This is a genomic window from Bradyrhizobium ottawaense (assembly GCF_002278135.3).
Classification (GTDB): Bacteria; Pseudomonadota; Alphaproteobacteria; order Rhizobiales; family Xanthobacteraceae; genus Bradyrhizobium; species Bradyrhizobium ottawaense.
In genome coordinates, this window is record NZ_CP029425.2 from 148,921 (window position 1) to 170,947 (window position 22,027).

Sequence of the window (22,027 nt, forward strand, 5' to 3'; positions counted from 1 at the left end):
GACTATGAGTCCCATTTTTCCGTTGAGGCGCGATGACTATCGTCTACACTTGCGACCGTCCTTTCATGAAGGAATGCAGGAATGACAAGCACCGAGACCACAGTCCCGAGCGCCCGCGAGCCCGAGCCCGTCAAGGACCTTTTCGATATCCTTAGCATCGGTGCGACGCTCTGGGGCTTTGTCGCGCTATGCGTCTGGGCCGAATCCGAGGGGATGACAGCGCTGGGTCTCCCGGACACGCCTCGGATATCTCTCGCGGGTGTCAGCGCGATTGCCCTGTTCATCTACGCTGGTGAGCGCCTCAAGAAGGACCAACGAGTGCAGCGGTTCGTTGAGCAAATTCGTTATGTTGTGATCCTAGCCGCTGCGGTCTTGCTCGGGGCCTATCTTCACGCAAACCACAAAGACGATTCGTATGAGAGTGCCCTGCGTGATGGCGCTGTGCTGGCCTGCTCAAAGATGGCGGCCTGCAAAACGGCAGCAACGGAATATGCCAACACGCGTTAGGAGCTAAATCGATATCGGCTTGGGAGACAACGCTTCGCCGCCTTTGTCTTGAGCCTCGTCAGGCTGCCGGTTCGGCCAGATCGCGTCGATAGTCCGGCTTAGCATTTCAATCGCGCACGGCTTACGCAACACGGGCCTGCCCTTGAATTGCTCCGGCACCCCACCGGAGCCATAGCCGCTCAGAAAAAAGAACGGTAGTCCCCGAGCCGCGATTGCTTCCGCTACTGGCTCAACATTGGAGCCCTGCAAATTGATATCGAGAATGGCAAGATCGTATCGCTCGGTCTCAGCAAGCGAACGCGCCTGATCCAGATGCCCCGCTTCGACGACAACCTTATGGCCAAGCTCCTCGACCATTTCGACGAGCATCATCCGAATTAGGGCTTCATCTTCGACTAGAAATATCGACGCTGGGCGGTCCACGGCAGTTCTCAGTTGCCGGATGCCGGCCCCGGGCCGACATTCAAAAGCTGCGAGATGGCTGTTACGATTTGCGCGGGCGCAAAGGGCTTCCGAAGAAGGATGCTGTTCGGAACACCCAGGATGGCCCACTCGTCAGCAGCGGCGCCGGTCATGTAAACCACAGGGAAGTTCGGATCAACTTCGCGGGCCGCGCGAGCGACCTCCCAACCATTAAACCGACCTAGCAAATTGATATCTGTGACGAGGGCGCTGTAGTTGGTCTGACGCCCCTTCAGCAGAGTAACCGCTTCCTCACCCGTTCGCGCAGTCGCTGGCTCGAAGCCGCCCTCGTTCAACACGTCCGCGACCACACCTTGAACTGCTTCATCGTCCTCGACGACAAGGACAGTCGGTAATTCCACGAACTCCCCCTCCATAACTCGCTCCGCCCGAACGTGACAAAGTGGACAGAAGGAAAAAGTTCCGCAAGGGAACAGAAGATTACGTTGGCCCGGTCGGGGGCGGCCGTCTCTTGTTCCCTTTGGCTTTCTGCCGCAGGAAGCTTACCGAGATCTCCTCGCCGTTGACGCGGTCGAGCTGGCAGCGACGATAGGCAAGGCCCGTGCAGGAAAGCAGCAAGAAGAACTCTGTCAGAGCCAACCCTTCGATCGACGTTTCAACTTGAAGTGTCGCGTTGGTTTCTGACACATCCTTGATGGTGCATGAGCGCCGCCAAGTGCCGTCGATCGCCATCATATGCGCGGGGAGCGCATGCTCGAAGGTGACGCGTCGTCCCTCCTGTTCCGTTTCTTTTGTCATTGCCGGCACTCAGATCGTTTTCGTAGCTCCTAATATGAAATCGACTAAGGGCTCGTAACCGAATTTGGGAAAAAGCAGCAAAGACGCGCCCCCGAACCGGAGCATCTCCACAAAGTCTTAATTGCTTTCAGCCCACCTTCGGACTGTTCTGCCGACGACTCCCTAAGACTGCTCGCGGAAATCGGTAAGCCCGCCGCGCGGAAATTTATCGCGGGAACAAGTTGCAATTGGGGGCGTTAGGGCGCGTTGTTGGGGGAATCACCGTGCCGACCGCTGACTACTATTTGAAGCAAGCCGAAATCGCGTCCCGGATGGCACTGTCAGAGCCCGACTCTGAAAAAGCGAGAGCCATGCATATCCTCGCCTTGGACTATTTCGACAAGGCCTACCGTGCGCAGATGATCCGAGAAGCGTCGCCACCCGACCCCACCAACTCATCCAACATCATCCACTTGAGACGGCCATAGTTGTCGGTTCGGATGTCACCGCCTGACCCGAAGCAGTCCTCCGGGACCGTTACGGTTTTTGTCGGTTAACGGTGCCTTATGCGACCTCGATGGTGGGAAACTTGGCAATGGCGTTCGCCTTCGCCTTAATGGTCACGTCTCCGTAGCCCTCAGAGACGTTGCGCGGCGCATGTCCCTGAATGGCATCCAGAACCCGCGTCTCAACGCCTTGCTCAATGCCGACCGTCTTGAAGCGATGGCGCCAACCGTGGCTTGGATCAACGTTCTTATCCTTCACCACCTCACGCACGAGTTCGTTGACCTTGTTACGCGCCGTCTTCACCGCGTTGCGCACCCCTAATTCACCGGCCTTGGGATCGATGAAGAGATAGCCCCCCTTCGACTTCTCAAAGAATTCCAAGAAGCCTTCCTGAATGACCTGCCGATGGAGCACGACATCACGCGCTTCGTCCGTCTTCACCGGCCCAGCTTCGGGCGTCACATGCAGCACCCAGAGCTTCCCCTCGCGCCGAACGTCCTCCTTGCGAAGCTGGATCATCTCGCCCACGCGGGCGCCCGTGAAGGCGCATAGCCACGGCACCCACCGTTTGGCCGCTGCCAGCTTCGGGGCTTCCCGGCCGGGCACGAACTCGCGGGCATGCTTCAGAATTGCAATAGCCTCGGAATCATAGAACCCTTTTGGCCTGAGCTTGCGCGACTTGCCGACCTTGATGGTGATCCCTTCGGCCGGATTGCTGGACAGCCGGCGATTGACCACCGCCCAGCCAAACACCGTCTTCATCCCAGCGAGGTCGCTATCCTTCACGGTCTTCGGGCTCACGCCGCTCTGCACGCGATAGTCCTTGAAGCGGACGATGTCCTCGGGCGTCACCCGGCTCGCCGTGTCGTGCTTCAGGAACGTGACAAGGCGGGCAATCGAGTTGCGATAGCTCTCATAGGTGCTCTGCTTGCGGCCGGCCAGCTTGGCTTCCTTCCACCAGTCCTCGACCAGCCCGGTGAGGGAATGCTTGGAGGCTCCGCGCTTTAGCTTCTCTTTCGGCGCACCCTCAGGCGCCTGCCAGTCCGGGAAGCGGGCGGCCTTGGGGTCCGGCGCATAATCCCCTCCCGCATTGCGCTGACGGCTCATGAAGGCGTCTCGCAGCGCCATCCAAAAAGCGACAAGCAACACGGCGCGCGATTCGCTGTCCACGCGGCGAATGCCCTTGGTCAGCAAGAGGCGGTCCACGATAGGGCCAAGCGGCTTCTCCAAGTGCTTGGGGTCGCCATCCTTGCCGACCTTCTCCCACATCGCGACAACGGCCGCCCATTGCACTTCCTGCTCGTCCTGGCTGTCGGTATCTGGCGCCCAGCCAACTCCGGGCGTGTGCACCATGGCGACACTCCGGGCGCGGCTCTCGCTGTCCGCCCAAACGCGATAGAGGTCGCCCGCCAAGGCCGTCGCCTGTCGGTGGCTCAGATGCAGGGGGGCTTCATTGCGGAGAGCTTGCCAGACGCCCTCCAGATAGGCGGCCGCAATGGCGTTAAGCGTCTTGGCCTCACTGGGATCGGCAGTGCGGAGGGAGAAACGAATGGCTTGGGTGCTCTCGCTGGGCGTCACGAAAACGAAGCTATCGCCCAGCGGGATTGCGAGTTCGACACCGATTACTTTGCGGCGGACATCAGCGGGGATGCGCTGAGCGAACCACTTGTTTTGAGACCCGTCCCGGCGCATCGGCCGAACAACCCTGAACAGCAATGTTACACCCCATTGTTACACAGTCGGGGCCAACGCAACACTCTGATCGGGCTTATCTATCTGGATTTGTTTGGCATCCAGAAAAGTATGGTGCCCAGGAAAGGACTCGAACCTTCACGGCCGTTAAGCCACTGGCACCTGAAGCCAGCGCGTCTACCAATTCCACCACCTGGGCATGCCGTTTGGGGCACGGAGGCGGTTACTACGGTTCGGTGACGCCGTTGTCAATTCATGCGTGACCCGGGTTTGGGGATGCCGATTGCGCATCGCAAACCGGCCCGATACAAGCCTGACAAGACGCACTCTTTTCCGCAGGAACGGCTCCCATGGCATCGAATCTGGACACGCTCGTCACGGTTTTCGGCGGATCGGGGTTTTTGGGCCGGAATGTCGTCCGCGCGCTGTGCAAGCGCGATTACCGGGTCCGGGTCGCGGTGCGGCGGCCGGAACTGGCCGGATACCTCCAGCCCTCCGGCAAGGTCGGGCAGGTCCACACCGTGCAGGCCAATTTGCGCTATCCGGCCTCGGTCGAGGCGGCGCTGCGTGATTCGCACGTCGTCATCAACCTCGTGGGCGTCCTCACCGAGGGCGGCGCGCAGACCTTTGACGCCGTCCAGGCCAGGGGTGCCGAAACGGTCGCCAAGGCAGCGGCCGCGGCCGGCGCCGGCCTGGTGCATGTCTCGGCGATCGGGGCCGATGCCGAATCGCCCTCGCGCTATGCCAAGGCCAAGGCGGCCGGCGAAGCCGCGGTGTCGGCTGCGGTGCCCTCGGCCACGATCTTCCGCCCCTCCGTGATGTTCGGCCCCGAGGACCAGTTCACCAACCGGTTCGCCGCGCTGGCCCGGATGTCGCCGGTGCTGCCGCTGATCGGCGGCGAGACCAGGATGCAGCCGGTCTATGTCGGCGACGTCGCCACCGCGATCGCGGACGCCGTCGACGGCAAGGCCAAGGCGGGCGCGACCTACGAGCTCGGCGGGCCGGAAGTGCTGACCATGCGCGAGATCATCGAGGCCATCCTCGAGATCACCGCGCGCAAGCCGGCGCTGATCCCGCTGCCGTTCGGCCTCGCCCGCTTCCAGGCGAACTTCCTGCAATTCGCGCCGGGCGCCTTCAAGCTGACGCCGGACCAGGTCACGATGCTCGAGCGTGACAATGTCGTGTCGGATGCGGCGAAGGCCGCCAGCCTGACGCTGGAAGGGCTCGGCATAACAGGCGATTCGCTGGAGGCGATCGCCCCGCAATATCTCTGGCGCTTCCGCGCCGCCGGTCAGTTCCAGCGTATGAGCGTGTGAGGTGGGTGTCACCTCTCCCGCTTGCGGGAGAGGTGACAGACCGCCGCCGCGGCTACAGCCTCAAAACTTCAGCTTCTTGAACACCGCTTCCGGCAGCGTCTTGATGATCAGCATCACGAGGCGCCATTTGCCGCTGACATAGACGACGTCGGTCTTGTTCTCGACTGCCCGGAGAATGGCATCGCCAACCACCGGCGCTTCGACGGTGAGCGGGCCGATCAGCTTCATGCCATCAGTCATCTTGGTGCGGACGAAGCCGGGCTTGACGGTGACGACATGCACGCCGCCACGGCTGGCGCGGGCGCGCAAGCCCGACAGGAAGGCGGAGAAGCCGGCCTTGGCCGAGCCATAGACATAGTTCGAGGCCCGGCCGCGATCGCCGGCCACGGACGACACGCCGACAAGCGTGCCGCTGCCGCGGCCTAAGAATTTTTCGGCGAACAGGCCGAGGATCAGCGAGGGGCCTTCGTAGTTCGAACGCATGATCGCGGTGGCGTGGACGAGATCGCTCTCGGCATTCTGCTGCATACCGAGCAGGCCGACGATCGAGATGACGACATCGGGCAACGCGGGAAGAGTTCCGACAAAGCTGTCGAACGAGGCGGTGTCGAGCACATCGAATTTGTGGAGACCAACCTCGACGGTGTAACGCGCGCGCAGATCGGCCGCATCAGGCTCGAGCGTAGCGACGTCGCGGCCGGCGAGTGCGACATCGTATCCCGCCTTGGCAAAGGCGCGCGCGGCGGCGCGGCCGATGTCGGAGGAGCCGCCGAGCACCAAGACAGATTTGCGTGACGTCACGGCCTAGACCTCATCAAACAGACGCTGTGAAAGTTTCGATCGGATATTGCCGGCGGGATCGAGCGATTTGCGGATCGCGTTGAAACGCTGCAAGGCAGGATAGCCCGCTGCGAAGGTCGCGCGCGACTGGCGCGCGTCTTTCGCCAGATACAGCCGGCCGCCGGCGGCGACGAGCAGGCGATCGATCTCGTCGAGGAAATTCAGGATGTCGCCCTTCACCGGGAAATCCAGCGCCAGCGTGTAGCCGGGCAACGGGAACGACAGGATGCCGTCACCCTGGCCGAGCTTCTTGAGCACGGCGAGGAAGGAAGCGTCGCCGCGCCGCGCGACACGATCGAGGATGTCGCCGAGCACGCCGCGCGCGCCGGCTTGCGGGATCACGCATTGATGCTGCAGGAAGCCGCGCTTGCCATAGATGCGATTCCACTCACCGACGCTGTCGAGCGGAAAGAAATACGGATAGAGCGAGACCACATGGCTGCCGCCGGCGCGCCGCGCGCCCATGCGATAGTAAAGTTCGTTGAAGGCGCGGACGCTGGTGCGGTTCAGTGCCATCGACGGCAGGTCGACGGGCACGCTGAGGCGAGACTCCTTGCCGACCGGAAATGCATCGGCGCCTTCCGTCAGCTCGCCCCTGCCCGCGTGCTCGCCGAGATAGATCAGCGAACGGCCGAGATCGCGGCCTCGTGCCACGCAATCGATCCACGCCACCGAATAGGTCGCGGCATCGCCCGCCTCGAGCGCGCGCATCGCGGCATCGAGATCAGACGCGGAGATCACCCGCTCGCGGATCCACCCGGTCTCGACCCGGCGCAGCCGCATCGTCGCTTCGAGGATGATGCCGGTCAGGCCCATGCCGCCGACGGTCGCGAAGAACGCATCGGAGTTCTGTTCGCGCGAGGCTTCAATGACCTCGCCCTGCCCGGTGCGCAGCAGGAGGCTGTCGACATAGCGGCCGAAGCCGCCCTCGCAATGATGGTTCTTGCCGTGAACGTCGGCGGCGATGGCGCCGCCGATCGAGACGAAGCGGGTGCCGGGCACGACGAAAGGCAGAAAGCCACGCGGGCCAAAGGTGTCGATCAGGTCCGACAGGAGAACGCCGGCTTCGAGGCGGATGCGCCCGGTTGCCGGATCGAACGACCTGACCCGGTCGAAGCCGGTCATGCCGATCGTCCTGACGGCGCCGATCGCGGCATCGCCATAGGCGCGGCCGTTGCCGCGCGCGACGGTGCCGGCCGAGATGGCTTCGCCGACTGCCGCGAACGAGCGCGGGCGCAGCACATCGCTATCGACGACCGGGAAACGCCCCCAGCCGCTGACGAGGGTCATGGCTCAGCTCCTGTGCCGGACGCGCGCCGCCCGGCGTTGGAAACTGACTACCCATCAAAAGCTTATTTTGGGTTGAAAACGCCTGCCAGCCGAACTGCCGCAGCCGGATGGAACCAGACAGTTAACGCCCCAGCGCCAGCGCGATCAGGCCGAGCGTGCCGACGATGACGCGCCACCAGGCGAACACCACGAAGCCGTGCCGGGTGACATATTCCAGGAACGTCTTGACCACGATGATCGCGGTGATGAACGACACCACGAAGCCGATCGCGACGATGCCCATGTGGTCCATCGTCATCTCGGAGCGGTTCTTGTAGAAGTCGTAGGCGAACGCACCGATCATGGTGGGGATGGCGAGGAAGAACGAGAACTCCGCCGCCGCGCGCTTGTCGGCGCCCAGGAACATCGCGGCGACGATGCTGGCGCCGGAACGCGACACGCCCGGGATCATCGCCACGCACTGCGCGATGCCGATATAGAGATACATCAGCAGCGGAAACCTCGTGGCGTCATGCTCGCGCGGCTTGAGATCGAGCTTGTCGACCCAGAGCAGGATGGCGCCGCCGACGATCAGCGTGAAGCACACGACCCAGGGATTGAACAGCACGCTCTTGATGTATTTGCCGGCGACGAGGCCGACGATCACAGCCGGCAGGAACGCGACCAGCACGCCGAGCACGAAGCGGCGCGAATAGGTGTCGCCCGTGAAGAAGCCGATCACGACATCCCAGAGCTTCTTGAAGTACAGCCCGACGATCGCGAGGATCGCACCCAGCTGGATCAGAACCGTAAACGAATCCCAGAAGGCGCCTTCGCCGAGATGGAAGAAGCGTTCCGCGAGCAGCAAATGGCCGGTCGAGGACACGGGAAGGAACTCGGTCACACCCTCGATGATGCCGAGGATCACTGCCCGTATTGCGTCTGACATATTTACGGTCCATTTCGGCTGGAAAAGCGGGGCCCTTCTCGCCTATTCGCCCCCATGCCGCAATCGCAAAATGCGAAATCACGCCCTTGCCTCGCGGTTTTGAAGGACTAGTGTGGCGTCGCACAAACATTGATGGAATCTTAAGCACCATCAAATAGTCAAAGGCTTCATGTTTACGCTGTTTCATCATCCGTTCTGTCCGCATTCGCGTTTCATCCGCCTGATCGCGGGCGAATACGGGCTCGACCTCAAGCTGGTGGAAGAGCGCAGCTGGGAGCGGCGCGAGGCATTTTTGTTGCTCAATGCGGCCGGCACGACGCCTGTGATGGTGGACGACGAGCAGCCGCCGATCCCGGGCGCTGCGATCATCGCTGAATATGTCGACGAGGCCTATGGCGCCGGGATGGGACCCAAGCGCCTGATGCCGGAAGCCATCGGCGAGCGTGTCGAGGTTCGCCGTCTGATGGCTTGGTTCAACGAAAAATTCTTCGAGGAGGTCTCGCATCCTCTCGTCACCGAGCGCATCTACAAGCGCTTCATGAGCGAGGAGAACGGCGGCGGGCCGCCCTCGGCCGACGTGATGCGCGCCGCCAAGGCCAATGTGCGCTATCATCTGGCCTATATCGGCTGGCTGGCGCAGACCCGTAATTTCCTTGCCGGCGACCGGCTCACTTACGCGGATCTCGCCGCCGCGGCGCATCTCTCGGCGATCGACTATCTGGGCGACGTGCCATGGAGCGAGGACGACGCAGCAAAGGCATGGTACGCGCGGGTGAAGTCCCGCCCGTCGTTCCGTCCGCTGCTGAGCGAATGGCTGGCCGGCGTGCCGGCGTCGCGGACCTACGTGGACCTGGATTTCTGAACTCCGATCCGACTGAACTGAAGGCAGCGCTCACGCGCGAGGCGCGGGCGCTCGGCTTCGACTGCATCGGCGTCACCGCACCTGGCACGATCGAGAGTGCCGGAAAATACTTCCTCGAATTCATCGCCTCCGGCGGCCATGGCGACATGGACTGGCTCGCGGCGCAGCCGGAGCGCCGGGTCGATCCGCGCGGGCTGTGGAGCGACGTGCGCTCGGTGATCATGCTCGGCGTCAATTACGGCCCGGACCAGGATCCGCTCGCGATTCTCGAGCAGCGCACGCGCGCGGCGATCTCGGTCTATGCGCAGGGCGACGACTATCACGATCTCATCAAGAAGCGGCTGAAGGCGCTGGCGCGCTGGCTGGTCGCGACCGCGCCGTCGGACGTGAAGGTGTTCGTCGACACCGCAGCGGTGATGGAGAAGCCGCTGGCGCAAGCTGCGCATCTGGGCTGGCAGGGCAAGCACACTAACCTCGTCTCGCGCGAGTTCGGCTCGTGGCTTTTCCTCGGCGCGATCTACACCACGCTGGAGCTGCCGCGCGACGCTGCCGAGATCGATCATTGCGGCTCGTGCCAGGCCTGTCTCGACATCTGCCCGACGGCGGCGTTTCCCGCGCCCTACAAGCTCGATGCGAGGCGTTGCATCTCCTATCTCACCATCGAGAACAAGGGACCGATCCCGCACGAATTTCGCAAAGCCATCGGCAACCGCATCTATGGCTGCGACGATTGCCTCGCTGCGTGTCCCTGGAACAAGTTTGCGCAGGAGGGGCGCGAAGCCAAGCTCGCCGCACGCAGCGAATTGCGCGCGCCTGGTCTCGCCGAGCTGGCACGCCTCGACGACGCCGCGTTCCGCGCGCTGTTCACGAAATCGCCGGTCAAGCGCATCGGCCGCGATCGGTTTTTGCGCAACGTGCTGATTGCGATTGGCAACTCGGGTGACGTGACGTTGTCGGAAGAGGCGCGGCGGTTGCTGGAGGATGCGAGCCCGCTGGTGCGTGGCGCGGCGGTGTGGGCGCTGGGGCAACTGGTGGGGCGGGAAGAGTTTGAGGCGATGAAGACCGCTGCGTTAGACGACGAACGCGACGACAGCGTGCGTGAGGAGTGGCAGACCGTCGCCTAACCCACCGCCGTCATTCCCCGCGAAGGCGGGGAATCCAGTACGCCGCGGCTTCTCGATTTTGTCACGGCCGTCTCGGACTACTGGATCGCCCGGTCAAGCCGGGCGAAGACACCTGTTGTTGTGGCGAGAGCTTGCGCGCCTGACTCTCACGACGGCACCACCACCCTTGATTTCCCCGCGCGTTTCTTCAATCTCGCGCGCATGACAAACCTGCCTTTCTTCACCCGCAACAGTGATACATTCCATCCGACGGAAGCCGCCAACGGTCCGTGGGATCCGAAATCGCTGCACGGACGCGTCGTCGTCGGGCTGCTCGGCTTCGCCATCGAGGAGCGCCATTCCGGTCCCGAATTGGTGCCGGCGCGGCTCACCGTCGACATGTTTCGGCTGCCGACCATCGACAAGCCGATCGAGGTGACGACGCGTCTCGTGCGCGACGGCTTGCGCATCCGCGTGGTCGAAGCGGAATTCGTCTCCGGCGGTGTCAGCATGGCGCGGGCCTCGTGCCAGCTGCTGCGCAAGACGCAAAATCCTGATGGCAAGGTCTGGTCGCCGCCGAACTGGGACGCACCGAAGCCGGCCGACATTCCAAAACCCACCGATCCCAGGCTCGGCATGAACGGCAAATGGACGACGCGCCCCATTGTCGGTCATATGGGCTCGCTCGGTCCGCGAAGACTCTGGATGAGCGAGGTGCGCGAGCTCGTCGCGGGCGTGCCGATGACACCGTTCGTCCGTGTCGCAACGGGTGCGGATTTCGCAAGCCCCTTTGCCAATGCCGGCGACAACGGGCTCGGCTACATCAACAGCGACGTCACGATCTATCTGCACCGCCTGCCGGTGACGAACTGGATCGGCTTCGAGGTGGTGAACCACCACGCCACCGACGGCGTCGCGATCGGCGAATGCTGGCTCTATGACGAACAGGGCCCGATCGGCACCGCGACGGTGGCCGCGCTGGCGCAGCGCAAGCCGATGGCCAATCCGTCGAAGCGATAGACTATTCACCGTCATTCCGGGGCACGCGCAGCGTGAGCCCGGAATCCATGCCGCCTCGCGCTTTGACGCCCGATGGATTCCGGGTTCGCGCCAAGTGGCGCGCCCCGGAATGACGATGGAGAGAGTTGCGCTTCTACTTCAAATGCCGCTTCATCTCCGGCCGTGCCTTCAGAACGGCGCCCTGCTTGGCGACGATCTTGGCAATCCGCTCCGGCGCAAACTTCAGGTCGACGAATGCCGGCGCGGTATTGGCGACCTCGTGATAGCTCACGATCTTGCCGCCGTTCAGCGTCATGATCGCGACACCCTCGAACATCGCCCGCGCGCCGTTCGCCTCTGGCAAGGTCGAGCGATAGCTGAAGGTGTAGCGCGCATAGAGCGTGGTGCCGTCGGTGACGGGATCGTGCATGTCCCAGCGGAAATCGGTCGCCGTGCGATAGAACCAGTCGTCGATCATCGCAGCGATCTTCTCGCGGCCGGCGAAGGCGCCGTAGAACACGTCGTGATAGACGCCGTCCTCGGTGAACAGCTCGGCGAATGCTTTGCCGTTGCGCTGCTCGACCGCATCGCAGAAGGCGCGCAGCATGGCGGTGGTGGTCATTGGATTGCCTCCTGAAGGAAGAAGGCACTTCACCCGATCTCAGCCACCGCGGCAAGAATGCGCGCGATGTCCTGCGGGCGGGAGAGGCGGTGATCGCCGTCCTGGATCATGGTCAGCACGACGTCGTCGGCCGGCAGGCGATGCGTCAGCGCGAAAGCGTGCTGCCAGGGCACGTCAGGATCCTTCGCACCTTGCAGGATGCGGACCGGGCAGCCGAGATCGATGGCGCGGCCGAGCACGAGATGGTTGCGGCCCTCCTCGATCAGGTTCCGCGTGATCGGATAGGGCGAGCCGTCGCCATATTCGGACGGCCGCAGCCAGACACCCTTGGTCTCGATCTCCTGCTTCACCGCGGGCGAAAATTTCTTCCACATCAGCTCTTCGGTGAAGTCGGGCGCCGGCGCGATCAGCACGAGCCCTGCGAGCGAGGCCGCGCCAGAACGCTTCCTGATCTTGCGCGCGAGCAGCAGCGCCATCCAGCCGCCCATGGAGGAGCCGATCAGGACCTGCGGGCCATCGCAGAACCGTTCGAACACCGCCACGCACTCCTCCAACCAGCGTCCGATGGTTCCGTCGGCGAAATCGCCGCCGGATTCGCCGTGACCGGAATAGTCGAACCGGACCATGGCGCGGCCGTGGTCCCGGGCCCAGGCGTCCAGTGCCAGGGCCTTGCTGCCCTGCATGTCCGATTTGAATCCGCCGAGCCAGACCAGCCCGGGCCCCTGCCCGCGCCGGCTGCGCACCGCGATCCTGCGTGCTGAGGGGCCCTCACCCACATCGATGGAGTCGAGTACGGCATCAATTGCATGGCTCATGGAACGTTTAACCTGGCTGCGCGGTTTGAGCTGTCGGGTCGTATTCCGCAGCGCCGGAGACCGGCATTGTCCCTTTGGGACGCTTGCGGAACGGAAGCAAGGTGTCTATGTCGGTCAGCGTGCCCAGGCGTGGCCGAAATACCTCGCATTTGAGGGTTTTTCGTTTCACGCACGAGCGAATTGCTTGCCGGCAAACGCATCTTCCTGCAAAATAGCAGCCTCTTTCACAACTTTGGAGAACCACCCATTCGCCGTCCCAATAAAGCCCCGCCCGTCGCCAGCAAAGATGGGCCGCGCATCAATGATGATATTCGCAATGCGCAGATCCAGCTGATCGATCAGGCCGGTGACAACAAAGGCACGGTCGAGACCGTCATGGCCATCCGGATGGCCCAGGAAGCCGGCATGGATCTGGTCGAGATCTCGCCGAACGTCAGCCCTCCCGTCTGCAAGATCATGGACTACGGGAAATATAAGTATTCGGCCCAGAAAAAAGCCGCCGAAGCCCGCAAGCGGCAGAAGATCGTCGAGATCAAGGAGATCAAGCTCCGCCCGATGATCGACGACCACGATTACGACGTGAAGATGCGCGCGATGCAGCGGTTCTTCGAAGAGGGCGACAAGGTCAAGATCACGCTGCGCTATCGCGGTCGCGAAATGGCGCACCAGGAGATCGGCACCAAGCTGCTCGACAAGATCAAGACCGACGTCGCCGAGCTCGCCAAGGTCGAGCAGGACGCCCGATTTGAGGGCCGTCAGGTCGTCATGGTTCTGGCGCCGCGCTGACGCCGGTTGCTTGGAACTCAAGAGTTCAACGGCCCGTCCGGATCTCCGGCGGGCCGTTTTGTTTTGGGCGAGGTGCGAGCCGCGAGCGCCGGGTGAGGGTTCTGTCCTCTTGGGGGTTCTCGCCAGCGGAGACACCCTCTCCCCAGCCCTTCCCCGCAAGCGGGGGAGGGAGCGCGCCATTTTTCCCGGCGACAGCTACGTCCTCGTCGCCTGCCAGGTGCCGCTGCACCGATCGCCGGAAATGATGCCCTTCCACGACCCTGTGCCGTTCACGCCGGCGAGCCGGCCGCCGCCGCTGGCATGGGACGCGCCGACCGAGACCTGGACCGCCACAGCACCGCCGCGATTGACCTTGCCGGAAACCCGGCCGCCGCCGGCGGACGACACCCGGCTGCCGGTCACGGTGAAGGGGACGCTGTAACCGGAGCTGCAATTGCCCCGCGTGGTGGCGAAGGTGACGTTCCAGATGCCGTCATAGCCGCCGACCCGGGCATCGGCCGTCGATGGCAGCGCGGCCGTGGCGAGCACGGCCAGAAGCGCCAGATGGCACGGACGGGCGAAAACAGTCGAAGAGGGAAGCGATCGGGAAAAATGGGCCATTTTGGTCCTGCTCCAGGCGACAGGCTTGCACATGAGGGTCGCAATGCCGAATAGTCGCCGGGCTGGTTTCGCCGGTTCATCGTTGCCAATCGGCCTGTCCTCTGTCATAAGCCCAGCCTTCATCGCCCGGCTGATTAAGGGCTGCCGTGGCGGTGTTTCGTGCGGGTTTCGCGCTTGTTCGTAAAACCTGAGCACAATCAACGCTCTAACGAGCATTTTTGACGGCCAGCCGCCTTCGCGGGCGGAACTCTGTGGCCATTAGGAGAGCCAAATGCCCAAGCTGAAGACCAAATCGGGCGCTAAAAAGCGCTTCAAGGTGACTGCCACCGGCAAAGTGATGTTCGCCCATCGCGGCAAGCGTCACGGCATGATCAAGCGGACGAAGAAGCAGATCCGTCAGCTGCGCGGCACCGCGGTGCTGTTCAAGACCGACGGCGACAACGTCAAGAAGTACTTCTTGCCGAACGCCTGATCGCGTCCACGATCATTGCCAACCGTGCCGCGTCTTGCGCGGCAATCCGATAACCAAAGTCATCTCTGAAGGATTTTGTCATGTCTCGCGTCAAACGCGGTGTGACCGCCCACGCCAAGCACAAGAAAGTCTACAAGGCCGCCAAGGGTTTCTACGGCCGCCGCAAGAACACCATCCGCGCCGCCAAGCCGGCCGTGGAGAAGGCCCAGCAGTACGCGTTCCGTGATCGCAAGCGCAAGAAGCGGACCTTCCGCGCGCTCTGGATCCAGCGCATCAACGCTGCCGTTCGTCCGTTCGGCCTGACCTACAGCCGATTTATCGACGGCATGGCCAAGTCCGGGATCACCGTGGACCGCAAGGTGCTGTCGGATCTCGCGATCAGCGAGCCCGCGGCGTTCCAGGCGATCGCCGAGAAGGCCAAGGCTGCGCTCGCTGCCTGAGCCCTGCGGCGCTAGCGGCCGGCTCTGCCGGCCTTCAGCGCACGTTGCGAGTAGCGCTGGGCGACCTCCGCCCGGCAGAAGGCCGTGGCCGAGATATACATGGTGCCGGACTTGCTCCGGTACTTCTGGTCGCAGACCCGCAACTCGCGCTGGTAGCTGAGCTTCTGTGGCGGCTGCAGCTGGCCGATGAAATCGGCCTCGCACTTCTTCTCGACCACCTCACCGAACTGTACGTCGCCGCTGGCGCCGTATGCGCAGGCCTCGAACTGCTTCATGGCACGCTCGCAGCCCGGCGCCGCGTTCAGGGCCACGACGATGTCATCCATCGACGTGGATTTGGCCTGGCATTCTTCGGCGGCGAGAGCCGCGCCTCCCAGAAAGCCTTCCAAGAGAACCAGGGCCGGGCCGGCCACCCAGAATCGCAAACGCATCGTCCCCTCCTTCGCGTTCAGGTTGGTGCCAGCCATGCCTTTACGGTTCAAATGCCCCGCATTTACGACGTCCAATCGGCTTGACGTTCCGCCCCGGCTGCGGCCACAACCCGGCAGCCTTTTGCAAGTTTGAGGGATCCGACCGTGTCCGACCTCGCCAGTCTCGTTCAATCCATCCTCGCGCAGATCAGTGCTGCCGACGACGAAGCGGCCCTCGAAGCCGTCCGCGTTGCCTCGCTCGGCAAGAAGGGCTCGATCTCAGCCTTGCTGGCAACGCTCGGCAAGATGTCGCCGGACGAGCGCAAGACACAGGGCGCCGCGATCAACCAGGCGAAGGACGAGGTCACCCAGGCGCTCGCCGCCCGTCGCGACGTGCTGAAATCGGCGGCGCTCGATGCGCGGCTCGCGTCCGAGACCGTCGATGTCACGCTGCCGCTGCGCGATGCGCCGACGGAAGCCGGCCGTATCCATCCGCTGAGCCAGGTCTGGGACGAGCTGACCACGATCTTCGCCGACATGGGATTCTCGGTCGCCGAAGGCCCCGACATCGAGACCGACGATTACAACTTCACCAAGCTGAATTTTCCGGAAGGCCATCCGGCGCGCGAGATGCACGACACCTTCTTCTTCCATCCGAAGGAGGACGGCTCGCGCATGCTGCTTCGAACCCACACCTCGCCGGTGCAGGTGCGCACCATGCTGAGCCAGAAGCCGCCGATCCGCGTGATCTGCCCGGGCCGCACCTACCGCATCGATTCGGACGCGACCCACACGCCGCAATTCCACCAGGTCGAAGGCCTCGTCATCGACAAGACTTCGCATCTCGGCCACCTCAAATGGATCCTGCACGAGTTCTGCAAGGCGTTCTTCGAGGTCGACCACATCAACATGCGCTTCCGCCCGTCGTTCTTCCCGTTCACCGAGCCGTCGCTGGAAGTCGACATCCAGTGCCGCCGCGACAAGGGCGAGATCCGCTTCGGCGAGGGCGAGGACTGGCTCGAGATTCTCGGCTGCGGCATGGTGCACCCGAACGTGCTGCGCGCCTGCGGCATCGATCCCGATGAGTATCAGGGCTTCGCCTGGGGCATGGGCATCGACCGCATCGCCATGCTGAAATACGGCATCGCCGACCTCCGCCAGCTGTTCGACAGCGACGTTCGCTGGCTGTCCCATTACGGCTTCAAGCCGCTGGAGGTGCCGACGCTGGCTGGGGGGTTGAGCTCGTGATGATCTGCTGGGACACGATCGCCCCAGCGGCGAGGACAGTCGGACTCCCTCTCCCGCTTGCGGGGGAGGGTTGGGGTGGGGGTCTCTCCTCGATGGGGTTGCCAATGGTCGATCCTGAACATCCGGACTGGAAGAAAGCGGCCAAGCTGCGAGCCAATGCTCGCGCGCTCAGGCGCGATTCAACCGATGCAGAGCGAATCCTCTGGTCGGAGCTACGTGGCAACCGGTTGAATGGCGTGAGCTTCCGCCGCCAAGTGCCGATCGAGCACTATGTCGCCGATTTTGTCTGCCACGCAGCCAAGCTCGTCATCGAGCTCGATGGCGGCCAACACTTTTCGAATGAAGGCGAGCGCGCCGATGCGCGTCGCTCTGCCGTGATCGAAGCAAAAGGCTTCAAGGTACTCCGCTTCAGCAATCTCGATGTCATGACAAATCGTGGCGGCGTTCTCGAAACCATCGCGACCACCGTCGCGGAGAGAGCCCCCACCCCAACCCTCCCCCGCAAGCGGGAGAGGGAGCAGACCGTCTCCGTGGAGAAAAAACAGCCATGAAATTCACCCTCTCCTGGCTGAAGGATCATCTCGAGACCGACGAGCCGCTCGACAAGCTCGCCGAGAAGCTCACCATGATCGGGCTCGAGGTCGAGAACATCGAGGACAAGGCGAAGGCGCTGAAGCCCTTCACCATCGCGAAGGTGATCTCGGCCGAGCAGCATCCGAATGCGGATCGCCTGCGCGTCTGCATGGTCGATACCGGTGACGGCGGTGCGCCGGTGCAGGTCGTGTGCGGCGCGCCGAATGCGCGTGCGGGTCTCGTCAGCGTGTTCTCGCCGCCCGGCACCTACATTCCCGGCAAGGACATCACGCTGGGCGTCGGCACCATCCGCGGCGTCGAGAGCCGCGGCATGCTGTGCTCGGCGGCCGAGCTGCAGATCTCCAACGACCATGACGGCATCATGGAATTACCGCCGGACGCACCCGTTGGCGCCGGCTATGCCGAATGGGCTGCGCTTGGCGATCCCATGATCGAGATCAACCTGACGCCCAACCGGCAGGACTGCACCGGCGTGCACGGCATCGCGCGCGACCTTGCCGCCGCCGACATGGGCAAGTTCAGGGATCCCGCCATCAAGCCGATCAAGGGCGAGTTCGCGTGCCCCGTGAAGGTCACGGTCGAGGATTCCACGCTGTGTCCAGGCTTCGCGCTCCGCCTCGTGCGTGGCGTCAAGAACGGTCCGTCGCCGGAATGGCTGCAGAAGCGGCTGACCGCGATCGGGCTGCGCCCGATCAACGCGCTGGTCGACATCACCAACTTCATGACCTACGACCGCGCACGGCCGCTGCACGTGTTCGACGCCAGGAAGGTGAAGGGCAATCTCGTCGTGCGCCGCGCGCGCGAGGGCGAGACGCTGCTCGCGCTCGACGGCCGCACCTACAATCTCGATCCCGCCATCTGCGTGATCGCGGACGAGCACGGCGTCGAATCGCTCGCCGGCATCATGGGCGGCGAAGCCTCCGGCTGCGATGATGATACCACCGACGTGCTGATCGAATCGGCACTGTGGAACGAGATCAACATCGCCCAGACCGGCCGCAAGCTCGGCATCAATTCGGACGCGCGCTACCGCTTCGAGCGCGGCGTCGATCCGGCCTTCATGGTGCCGGGGCTGGAACTGGCGACCAGGCTGGTGATGGAGATGTGCGGCGGCACGCCGTCCGAGACCGTCGTGGTCGGCAAGGCCTTTGGCGATGACCGGGTGATCGATTTCCCGGTGACCGAGGTCAAGCGCCTCTCCGGCATCGAGGTGCCGCAGCCGGAGATGAAGCGCATCCTGACCCATCTCGGTTTCATGATGGCGGGCCCGGGGCCGGTGGTGAAGGTCGCGGTGCCGTCGTGGCGCACGGATGTGCACGGCAAGGCCGACATCGTCGAGGAGATCGTCCGCATCTACGGCGTCGACAAGGTGCCGATGACGCCGTTCGAGCGCGGCGAGGACGCGCGCAAATCGGTGCTGACACCGCTCCAGCTGCGCACCCGCCGCGCCCGGCGCGCGCTCGCAAGCCGCGGCATCATCGAAGCGGTGACCTGGTCGTTCATCACGAAGTCCGCGGCAAAATTGTTCGGCGGCGGCCAGCGCGAGCTCGAAGTCGCCAACCCGATCGCGTCTGATCTCTCTGACATGCGCCCGACGCTGCTCGCGGGCCTGATCGCGGCCGCACAGGCGAACGCCAATCGCGGCGTGAGCGATGTCGCGCTGTTCGAGGTTGGACAAATTTTCAAGGGCGATCGCCCGCAGGATCAGTTCATGGCGGCGAGCGGCGTACGCCGCGGCTTTGCCTCCTCGGAAGGACTGGGACGGCACTGGTCGGGCTCGACCCAGGCTGATGTGTTCGACGCCAAGGCGGATGCGCTGGCCGTGCTGGCAGCCGCCGGCGCGCCGATGCAGGCGCTGCAGATCGTCGCCGGCGGTCCGGCATGGCTGCATCCGGGCCGCTCCGGCACGATCCAGATCGGACCGCAGAACGTGCTCGGGCATTTCGGCGAGGTGCATCCCAGAGCGCTCGAGGCGCTCGGCGCCGACGGCCCACTGATGGTGTTCGAGGTGATCCTCGACCGCATCCCCGAGGCGAAGAAGAAGCCGACCCGCGCCAAGCCCGTGATCGAGCTGTCGGCATTCCAGCCCGTCACGCGCGACTTCGCCTTCATCGTCGATCGCACCGTGAAGGGTGGCGACATCGTGCGGGCCGCGCAGGGCGTTGACAAGAAGCTGATCACCGGCGTGAACGTGTTCGACGTCTACGAGGGCAAGGGCATCGACGACGACAAGAAGTCGATCGCGATCGCGGTGACGATCCAGCCGCGCGAGAAGACGTTGACCGATCAGGAGATCGAAGCTGTCGCGGCGAAGATCGTGGCCGAGGTCACGAAGAAGACGGGCGGCACTCTTCGCGGATGACCCTGGCAGATTTTCTCCCGAAGGACGTCAGCCTCACCATTGCGATGGCGCTCTGCGCCGTCGCCTTCGTTTCCGGCACTGCACGCGGCTTCTCCGGCTTCGGCTCGGCGCTGATCTTCATGCCGCTGGCAAGCAGCGTTGCTGCGCCACGGCTCGTCGCCGCCTTGCTTCTGGTGATCGATTTCGTCGCGGCGGCGCCGTTGCTGCCGGACGCATGGCGGAAGGCGGACCGCAAGGCAACCGCGGTGATCGTGCTGGGCGCGCTGGTCGGCGTGCCCGTCGGCACCTATTTCCTCAGCGTGCTCGAGCCCGTCACCACGCGCTGGATCATCTCCTGCTTCGTCGCCGCGCTGTTGCTCCTCCTGCTGTCGGGTTGGCGCTATCGCGGCAAGGACCACACCTGGCTCTCGGTCGGCATTGGCGGCCTGTCGGGCTTCTGTAGTGGCCTCGCGCAGACCGGCGGCCCGCCGATCGTCGGCTACTGGCTCGGCCGCCCGATCGCGCCGATCGTCGCGCGCGCCAATATCGTGCTGTTCTTCGGCGCGTCTGATTTCTTCTCGACGGTCAGCTACGCAACCACGGGGCTGATCAGCCGCGAATCGCTCGCGCTCTCGCTGATCGTCGGCCCGGTCTATGCGATCGGCGTCGCATTCGGCGCCTCGCTGTTCGGCCGCGCCAGCGAGAAAGTATTTCGGGCGATTTGCTATGGTCTAATCGCGATGGCGGTGATCGCGGGACTGCCGGTGCTGGACGGGGTGTTGCGCTGATCCATCCGTCGTCCCGGCGAACGCCGGGACCCAGACCGCGTGATCTCGCGAGTGAGATCGGTTGCAGTACCAGGCGCAAAGTCTTCGCCAAACTTCTCCCTGGGCGTATGGGTCCCGGATCTGCGCTTCGCTTGTCCGGGACGACAGTGGAGTTTGTTGCGGCTTAGTTGCCCTGCTGCCGCGGCGCCCTGCGGCGCTTGGTCGATTGCGTCGGCACGTCGGCGGGCTCGTCCTTGAGCGTACCGATCTTGCGCAAGGCTGCGTCCGCGGCGCGCTCGCCGCTTTCCCAGGCGCCGTCGACGGTGCCCCACAGCGTCTCGTGCGTGGCTTCGCCGGCAAGGAACACGTTGCCGATCGGCTCGCTCAGGATTTTTCGCGACAGCTGGCCGCCAGGGGAAGCCGCCGACATCGCACCCAGGACGTAGGGCGAGGCGGTCCAGCGCGTAGCGCTGGTCTTCCCGACGGCAGCCGCGGCCTCGCTGCCGAACAGTTTCGTGATCCATTCCCTGGCGAAGGCGACCATCGCCTTCTCACCCTGCTCGGAGAGATCGCGGCCGAACGCGCCGCCGACGTCGATCGAGCACAGCGAGGAGCCGCCGATATTGGCGTACATCAGCGCCGTGCGCGCCGAATTGCTCTGCTCGATAAGGATATCGTCGCGCGACAGGCCGAGCGGATTGCCCGGCAATTGCAGCACGATGCGATCATAGCTGCCGAGGCCGAGCTTCGACGCCGCGTCCAACGTGCGTTTGGGAAGGTCGGGCGTGAACTTGATCGCGCCCGATGCCAGCACGTTGGTCGAGACCGTGACGATGACGGCGCGCGCGGCGATCTTGCCGGCTTGCGTCTCCACGCTGACGTCGCGGTTGCTCCAGCTGATGCGGCTCGCCGGCGTCGACAGCGCCACCGGCGCCTGCTCGCCGAGCTTGGTGATCAGCGTGCCCAGGCCCTGACGGCAGGCGATCGCCGCGTTGCGATCCTGCGCGCGTCCCTTGTCGATCGCGGACAGCTCCTTCAGGTCCTTGCCGGCAAAGCCCGCGCCCAGCATGAACTCGGCCGCGCCCGTCCAGTCGCCGAGATCCTTCGGCAGCACGGAGGCGCAAGAGGTATCCAGCTTGGCCCGCGAGGCATCGTCGATGGCACGATTGGCGCGCACCAGCGCCGCCAGGAATTGCTCGGTCTCGCCCGCGCGCGCGTTGCGGCGGCCGATGCGCATCTTCTGGCCCGATGGCGCCGGCATCACGTCCAGCCCGACACTGCGCGCCAGCCGGATCATCGGATTGGTGTCGGGATTGTGCATCCAGCGCGCACCACGGTCGAACGGCACCTCGAAGGTGGTGCTGTCGGTGATACAGCGGCCGCCGATCTGCGATGCCGCTTCCATCACGACGACCTTGCGGCCCGTCGCCATGATGCGCCGCGCCGCGGCGATTCCGGCGGCCCCCGCACCGATCACGACGATGTCGGCCTCGCGCGGCAGGGGCGCGGCGGTTGCGCGCAGGACCGGCATTGCGGCGGCAAGACCCGCCGACGCCGAAAGGAAACCGCGGCGCGTGATTGTCATGTCATGGTTTCCGAGGACTTGCGGCGAACGGGAACAGTCAGCGAACCTTGCCGCATCTGATGTTGCACGGCAACCATCATGGTGAATCAATCGTGCCTGAAGT

General features: G+C 64.0%; 24 protein-coding genes and 1 tRNA gene. 12 read left to right on the forward strand and 13 right to left on the reverse strand.

What is annotated here, in order from left to right; genetic code table 11:
* The first annotated feature begins 81 nt into the window (after nt 1-81).
* Nucleotides 82-507: a hypothetical protein gene (locus CIT37_RS00665; RefSeq protein WP_095424865.1), complete on the forward strand. Its 426-nt coding sequence runs from the start codon at nt 82-84 to the stop codon at nt 505-507.
* Nucleotides 508-510: 3 nt separating this feature from the next.
* Here CIT37_RS00665 and CIT37_RS00670 read toward each other — a convergent pair whose 3' ends face one another.
* From CIT37_RS00670 to CIT37_RS00690, 5 genes are all read right to left on the reverse strand, one after another.
* Nucleotides 511-879 carry a response regulator gene (locus CIT37_RS00670; RefSeq protein ID WP_095424864.1) on the reverse strand — a complete coding sequence of 123 codons (369 nt, stop codon included), beginning with the start codon at nt 877-879 and terminating at the stop codon, nt 511-513.
* A 59-nt stretch (nt 880-938) separates the two neighbouring features.
* On the reverse strand, nt 939-1,346 hold the full coding sequence (locus tag CIT37_RS00675) for a response regulator (RefSeq protein ID WP_095424863.1): 408 nt from the start codon (nt 1,344-1,346) through the stop codon (nt 939-941).
* A 64-nt stretch (nt 1,347-1,410) separates the two neighbouring features.
* A complete protein-coding gene (locus CIT37_RS00680) occupies nt 1,411-1,728 on the reverse strand; it encodes a hypothetical protein (protein ID WP_095424862.1) in 318 nt (105 codons plus the stop codon).
* A gap of 543 nt (nt 1,729-2,271) precedes the next feature.
* Nucleotides 2,272-3,930, reverse strand: a complete 1,659-nt coding sequence (locus tag CIT37_RS00685) for a site-specific integrase (protein ID WP_244611349.1) — start codon at nt 3,928-3,930, stop codon at nt 2,272-2,274.
* A gap of 88 nt (nt 3,931-4,018) precedes the next feature.
* Nucleotides 4,019-4,105, reverse strand: a tRNA-Leu gene (locus CIT37_RS00690).
* A 151-nt stretch (nt 4,106-4,256) separates the two neighbouring features.
* On the opposite strand from CIT37_RS00690, the gene CIT37_RS00695 reads away from it, so the two are divergent.
* Nucleotides 4,257-5,222, forward strand: a complete 966-nt coding sequence (locus CIT37_RS00695; RefSeq protein ID WP_095424860.1) for a complex I NDUFA9 subunit family protein — start codon at nt 4,257-4,259, stop codon at nt 5,220-5,222.
* A gap of 60 nt (nt 5,223-5,282) precedes the next feature.
* Here the strand turns inward: CIT37_RS00695 and CIT37_RS00700 are convergent, their stop codons facing one another.
* From CIT37_RS00700 to CIT37_RS00710, 3 genes are all read right to left on the reverse strand, one after another.
* Nucleotides 5,283-6,023, reverse strand: coding sequence for an SDR family oxidoreductase (locus CIT37_RS00700; protein WP_028139441.1), 741 nt, complete (start codon nt 6,021-6,023; stop codon nt 5,283-5,285).
* 3 nt (nt 6,024-6,026) lie between these two features.
* Nucleotides 6,027-7,352, reverse strand: coding sequence for an FAD-binding oxidoreductase (locus tag CIT37_RS00705; RefSeq protein ID WP_095424859.1), 1,326 nt, complete (start codon nt 7,350-7,352; stop codon nt 6,027-6,029).
* A 121-nt stretch (nt 7,353-7,473) separates the two neighbouring features.
* Nucleotides 7,474-8,280 carry an undecaprenyl-diphosphate phosphatase gene (locus CIT37_RS00710; protein WP_028139439.1) on the reverse strand — a complete coding sequence of 269 codons (807 nt, stop codon included), beginning with the start codon at nt 8,278-8,280 and terminating at the stop codon, nt 7,474-7,476.
* A 169-nt stretch (nt 8,281-8,449) separates the two neighbouring features.
* On the opposite strand from CIT37_RS00710, the gene CIT37_RS00715 reads away from it, so the two are divergent.
* The 3 genes from CIT37_RS00715 to CIT37_RS00725 all read left to right on the forward strand — a co-directional run bounded on the left by CIT37_RS00715 (nt 8,450) and on the right by CIT37_RS00725 (nt 11,265).
* Nucleotides 8,450-9,142 (forward strand): glutathione S-transferase family protein, encoded by a 693-nt coding sequence (locus CIT37_RS00715; protein ID WP_028139438.1) that lies wholly within the window; start codon nt 8,450-8,452, stop codon nt 9,140-9,142.
* Complete coding sequence (gene queG / locus CIT37_RS00720; RefSeq protein ID WP_038948620.1) at nt 9,091-10,266, forward strand: tRNA epoxyqueuosine(34) reductase QueG; 1,176 nt, start codon at nt 9,091-9,093, stop codon at nt 10,264-10,266. The genes CIT37_RS00715 and queG overlap by 52 nt, the downstream gene beginning before the upstream one ends.
* A gap of 201 nt (nt 10,267-10,467) precedes the next feature.
* Nucleotides 10,468-11,265 (forward strand): acyl-CoA thioesterase domain-containing protein, encoded by a 798-nt coding sequence (locus CIT37_RS00725; protein ID WP_095424858.1) that lies wholly within the window; start codon nt 10,468-10,470, stop codon nt 11,263-11,265.
* 133 nt (nt 11,266-11,398) lie between these two features.
* Here CIT37_RS00725 and CIT37_RS00730 read toward each other — a convergent pair whose 3' ends face one another.
* Together CIT37_RS00730 and CIT37_RS00735 are read right to left on the reverse strand one after the other, a co-directional pair.
* Nucleotides 11,399-11,866 (reverse strand): nuclear transport factor 2 family protein, encoded by a 468-nt coding sequence (locus tag CIT37_RS00730; RefSeq protein WP_095424857.1) that lies wholly within the window; start codon nt 11,864-11,866, stop codon nt 11,399-11,401.
* 29 nt (nt 11,867-11,895) lie between these two features.
* Entirely contained in the window at nt 11,896-12,681 is a 786-nt protein-coding gene (locus CIT37_RS00735; RefSeq protein ID WP_095424856.1) for an alpha/beta hydrolase, read from the reverse strand.
* Nucleotides 12,682-12,927: 246 nt separating this feature from the next.
* Here CIT37_RS00735 and infC point away from each other — a divergent pair, with 246 nt between their 5' ends.
* Nucleotides 12,928-13,467, forward strand: a complete 540-nt coding sequence (gene infC, locus CIT37_RS00740) for a translation initiation factor IF-3 (RefSeq protein ID WP_080670072.1) — start codon at nt 12,928-12,930, stop codon at nt 13,465-13,467.
* Nucleotides 13,468-13,662: 195 nt separating this feature from the next.
* Here the strand turns inward: infC and CIT37_RS00745 are convergent, their stop codons facing one another.
* Nucleotides 13,663-14,067, reverse strand: coding sequence for a hypothetical protein (locus tag CIT37_RS00745; RefSeq protein ID WP_095424896.1), 405 nt, complete (start codon nt 14,065-14,067; stop codon nt 13,663-13,665).
* Between the two features lie 271 nt (nt 14,068-14,338).
* Between CIT37_RS00745 and rpmI the strand changes: the two genes are divergently transcribed.
* Both rpmI and rplT read left to right on the forward strand, forming a co-directional pair.
* Nucleotides 14,339-14,539, forward strand: a complete 201-nt coding sequence (gene rpmI / locus CIT37_RS00750) for a 50S ribosomal protein L35 (protein ID WP_008143958.1) — start codon at nt 14,339-14,341, stop codon at nt 14,537-14,539.
* An 80-nt stretch (nt 14,540-14,619) separates the two neighbouring features.
* Nucleotides 14,620-14,979 (forward strand): 50S ribosomal protein L20, encoded by a 360-nt coding sequence (gene rplT / locus CIT37_RS00755; protein WP_027561620.1) that lies wholly within the window; start codon nt 14,620-14,622, stop codon nt 14,977-14,979.
* Nucleotides 14,980-14,990: 11 nt separating this feature from the next.
* Here rplT and CIT37_RS00760 read toward each other — a convergent pair whose 3' ends face one another.
* Nucleotides 14,991-15,485: a hypothetical protein gene (locus CIT37_RS00760; protein WP_244611350.1), complete on the reverse strand. Its 495-nt coding sequence runs from the start codon at nt 15,483-15,485 to the stop codon at nt 14,991-14,993.
* A gap of 69 nt (nt 15,486-15,554) precedes the next feature.
* Between CIT37_RS00760 and pheS the strand changes: the two genes are divergently transcribed.
* The 4 genes from pheS to CIT37_RS00780 all read left to right on the forward strand — a co-directional run bounded on the left by pheS (nt 15,555) and on the right by CIT37_RS00780 (nt 20,360).
* Nucleotides 15,555-16,637 (forward strand): phenylalanine--tRNA ligase subunit alpha, encoded by a 1,083-nt coding sequence (gene pheS, locus CIT37_RS00765; RefSeq protein ID WP_028139431.1) that lies wholly within the window; start codon nt 15,555-15,557, stop codon nt 16,635-16,637.
* Nucleotides 16,638-16,741: 104 nt separating this feature from the next.
* Nucleotides 16,742-17,188 (forward strand): endonuclease domain-containing protein, encoded by a 447-nt coding sequence (locus CIT37_RS00770; RefSeq protein WP_202975900.1) that lies wholly within the window; start codon nt 16,742-16,744, stop codon nt 17,186-17,188.
* Nucleotides 17,185-19,593 (forward strand): phenylalanine--tRNA ligase subunit beta, encoded by a 2,409-nt coding sequence (gene pheT, locus CIT37_RS00775; RefSeq protein ID WP_095424855.1) that lies wholly within the window; start codon nt 17,185-17,187, stop codon nt 19,591-19,593. Before CIT37_RS00770 ends, pheT begins: the two co-directional genes overlap by 4 nt.
* Entirely contained in the window at nt 19,590-20,360 is a 771-nt protein-coding gene (locus CIT37_RS00780) for a sulfite exporter TauE/SafE family protein (protein ID WP_095424854.1), read from the forward strand. Before pheT ends, CIT37_RS00780 begins: the two co-directional genes overlap by 4 nt.
* Nucleotides 20,361-20,523: 163 nt before the next feature.
* On the opposite strand, the gene CIT37_RS00785 is transcribed toward CIT37_RS00780, so the two are convergent.
* Nucleotides 20,524-21,924, reverse strand: a complete 1,401-nt coding sequence (locus CIT37_RS00785) for a flavin monoamine oxidase family protein (protein WP_095424853.1) — start codon at nt 21,922-21,924, stop codon at nt 20,524-20,526.
* Nucleotides 21,925-22,027: the final 103 nt, after the last annotated feature.

What these genes read in the sequence shown, in the direction of transcription:
- CIT37_RS00665 (WP_095424865.1), top strand. Translation starts at nt 82, where the DNA reads ATGACAAGCACCGAGACCACAGTCCCGAGCGCCCGCGAGCCCGAGCCC.
- CIT37_RS00670 (WP_095424864.1), bottom strand. Translation starts at nt 879, where the DNA reads ATGATGCTCGTCGAAATGGTCGAGGAGCTTGGCCATAAGGTTGTCGTC.
- CIT37_RS00675 (WP_095424863.1), bottom strand. Translation starts at nt 1,346, where the DNA reads ATGGAGGGGGAGTTCGTGGAATTACCGACTGTCCTTGTCGTCGAGGAC.
- CIT37_RS00680 (WP_095424862.1), bottom strand. Translation starts at nt 1,728, where the DNA reads ATGACAAAAGAAACGGAACAGGAGGGACGACGCGTCACCTTCGAGCAT.
- CIT37_RS00695 (WP_095424860.1), top strand. Translation starts at nt 4,257, where the DNA reads ATGGCATCGAATCTGGACACGCTCGTCACGGTTTTCGGCGGATCGGGG.
- CIT37_RS00705 (WP_095424859.1), bottom strand. Translation starts at nt 7,352, where the DNA reads ATGACCCTCGTCAGCGGCTGGGGGCGTTTCCCGGTCGTCGATAGCGAT.
- CIT37_RS00710 (WP_028139439.1), bottom strand. Translation starts at nt 8,280, where the DNA reads ATGTCAGACGCAATACGGGCAGTGATCCTCGGCATCATCGAGGGTGTG.
- CIT37_RS00715 (WP_028139438.1), top strand. Translation starts at nt 8,450, where the DNA reads ATGTTTACGCTGTTTCATCATCCGTTCTGTCCGCATTCGCGTTTCATC.
- queG (WP_038948620.1), top strand. Translation starts at nt 9,091, where the DNA reads ATGGCTGGCCGGCGTGCCGGCGTCGCGGACCTACGTGGACCTGGATTT.
- CIT37_RS00725 (WP_095424858.1), top strand. Translation starts at nt 10,468, where the DNA reads ATGACAAACCTGCCTTTCTTCACCCGCAACAGTGATACATTCCATCCG.
- CIT37_RS00730 (WP_095424857.1), bottom strand. Translation starts at nt 11,866, where the DNA reads ATGACCACCACCGCCATGCTGCGCGCCTTCTGCGATGCGGTCGAGCAG.
- CIT37_RS00735 (WP_095424856.1), bottom strand. Translation starts at nt 12,681, where the DNA reads ATGAGCCATGCAATTGATGCCGTACTCGACTCCATCGATGTGGGTGAG.
- CIT37_RS00745 (WP_095424896.1), bottom strand. Translation starts at nt 14,067, where the DNA reads ATGGCCCATTTTTCCCGATCGCTTCCCTCTTCGACTGTTTTCGCCCGT.
- rpmI (WP_008143958.1), top strand. Translation starts at nt 14,339, where the DNA reads ATGCCCAAGCTGAAGACCAAATCGGGCGCTAAAAAGCGCTTCAAGGTG.
- rplT (WP_027561620.1), top strand. Translation starts at nt 14,620, where the DNA reads ATGTCTCGCGTCAAACGCGGTGTGACCGCCCACGCCAAGCACAAGAAA.
- CIT37_RS00770 (WP_202975900.1), top strand. Translation starts at nt 16,742, where the DNA reads ATGGTCGATCCTGAACATCCGGACTGGAAGAAAGCGGCCAAGCTGCGA.
- pheT (WP_095424855.1), top strand. Translation starts at nt 17,185, where the DNA reads ATGAAATTCACCCTCTCCTGGCTGAAGGATCATCTCGAGACCGACGAG.
- CIT37_RS00780 (WP_095424854.1), top strand. Translation starts at nt 19,590, where the DNA reads ATGACCCTGGCAGATTTTCTCCCGAAGGACGTCAGCCTCACCATTGCG.
- CIT37_RS00785 (WP_095424853.1), bottom strand. Translation starts at nt 21,924, where the DNA reads ATGACAATCACGCGCCGCGGTTTCCTTTCGGCGTCGGCGGGTCTTGCC.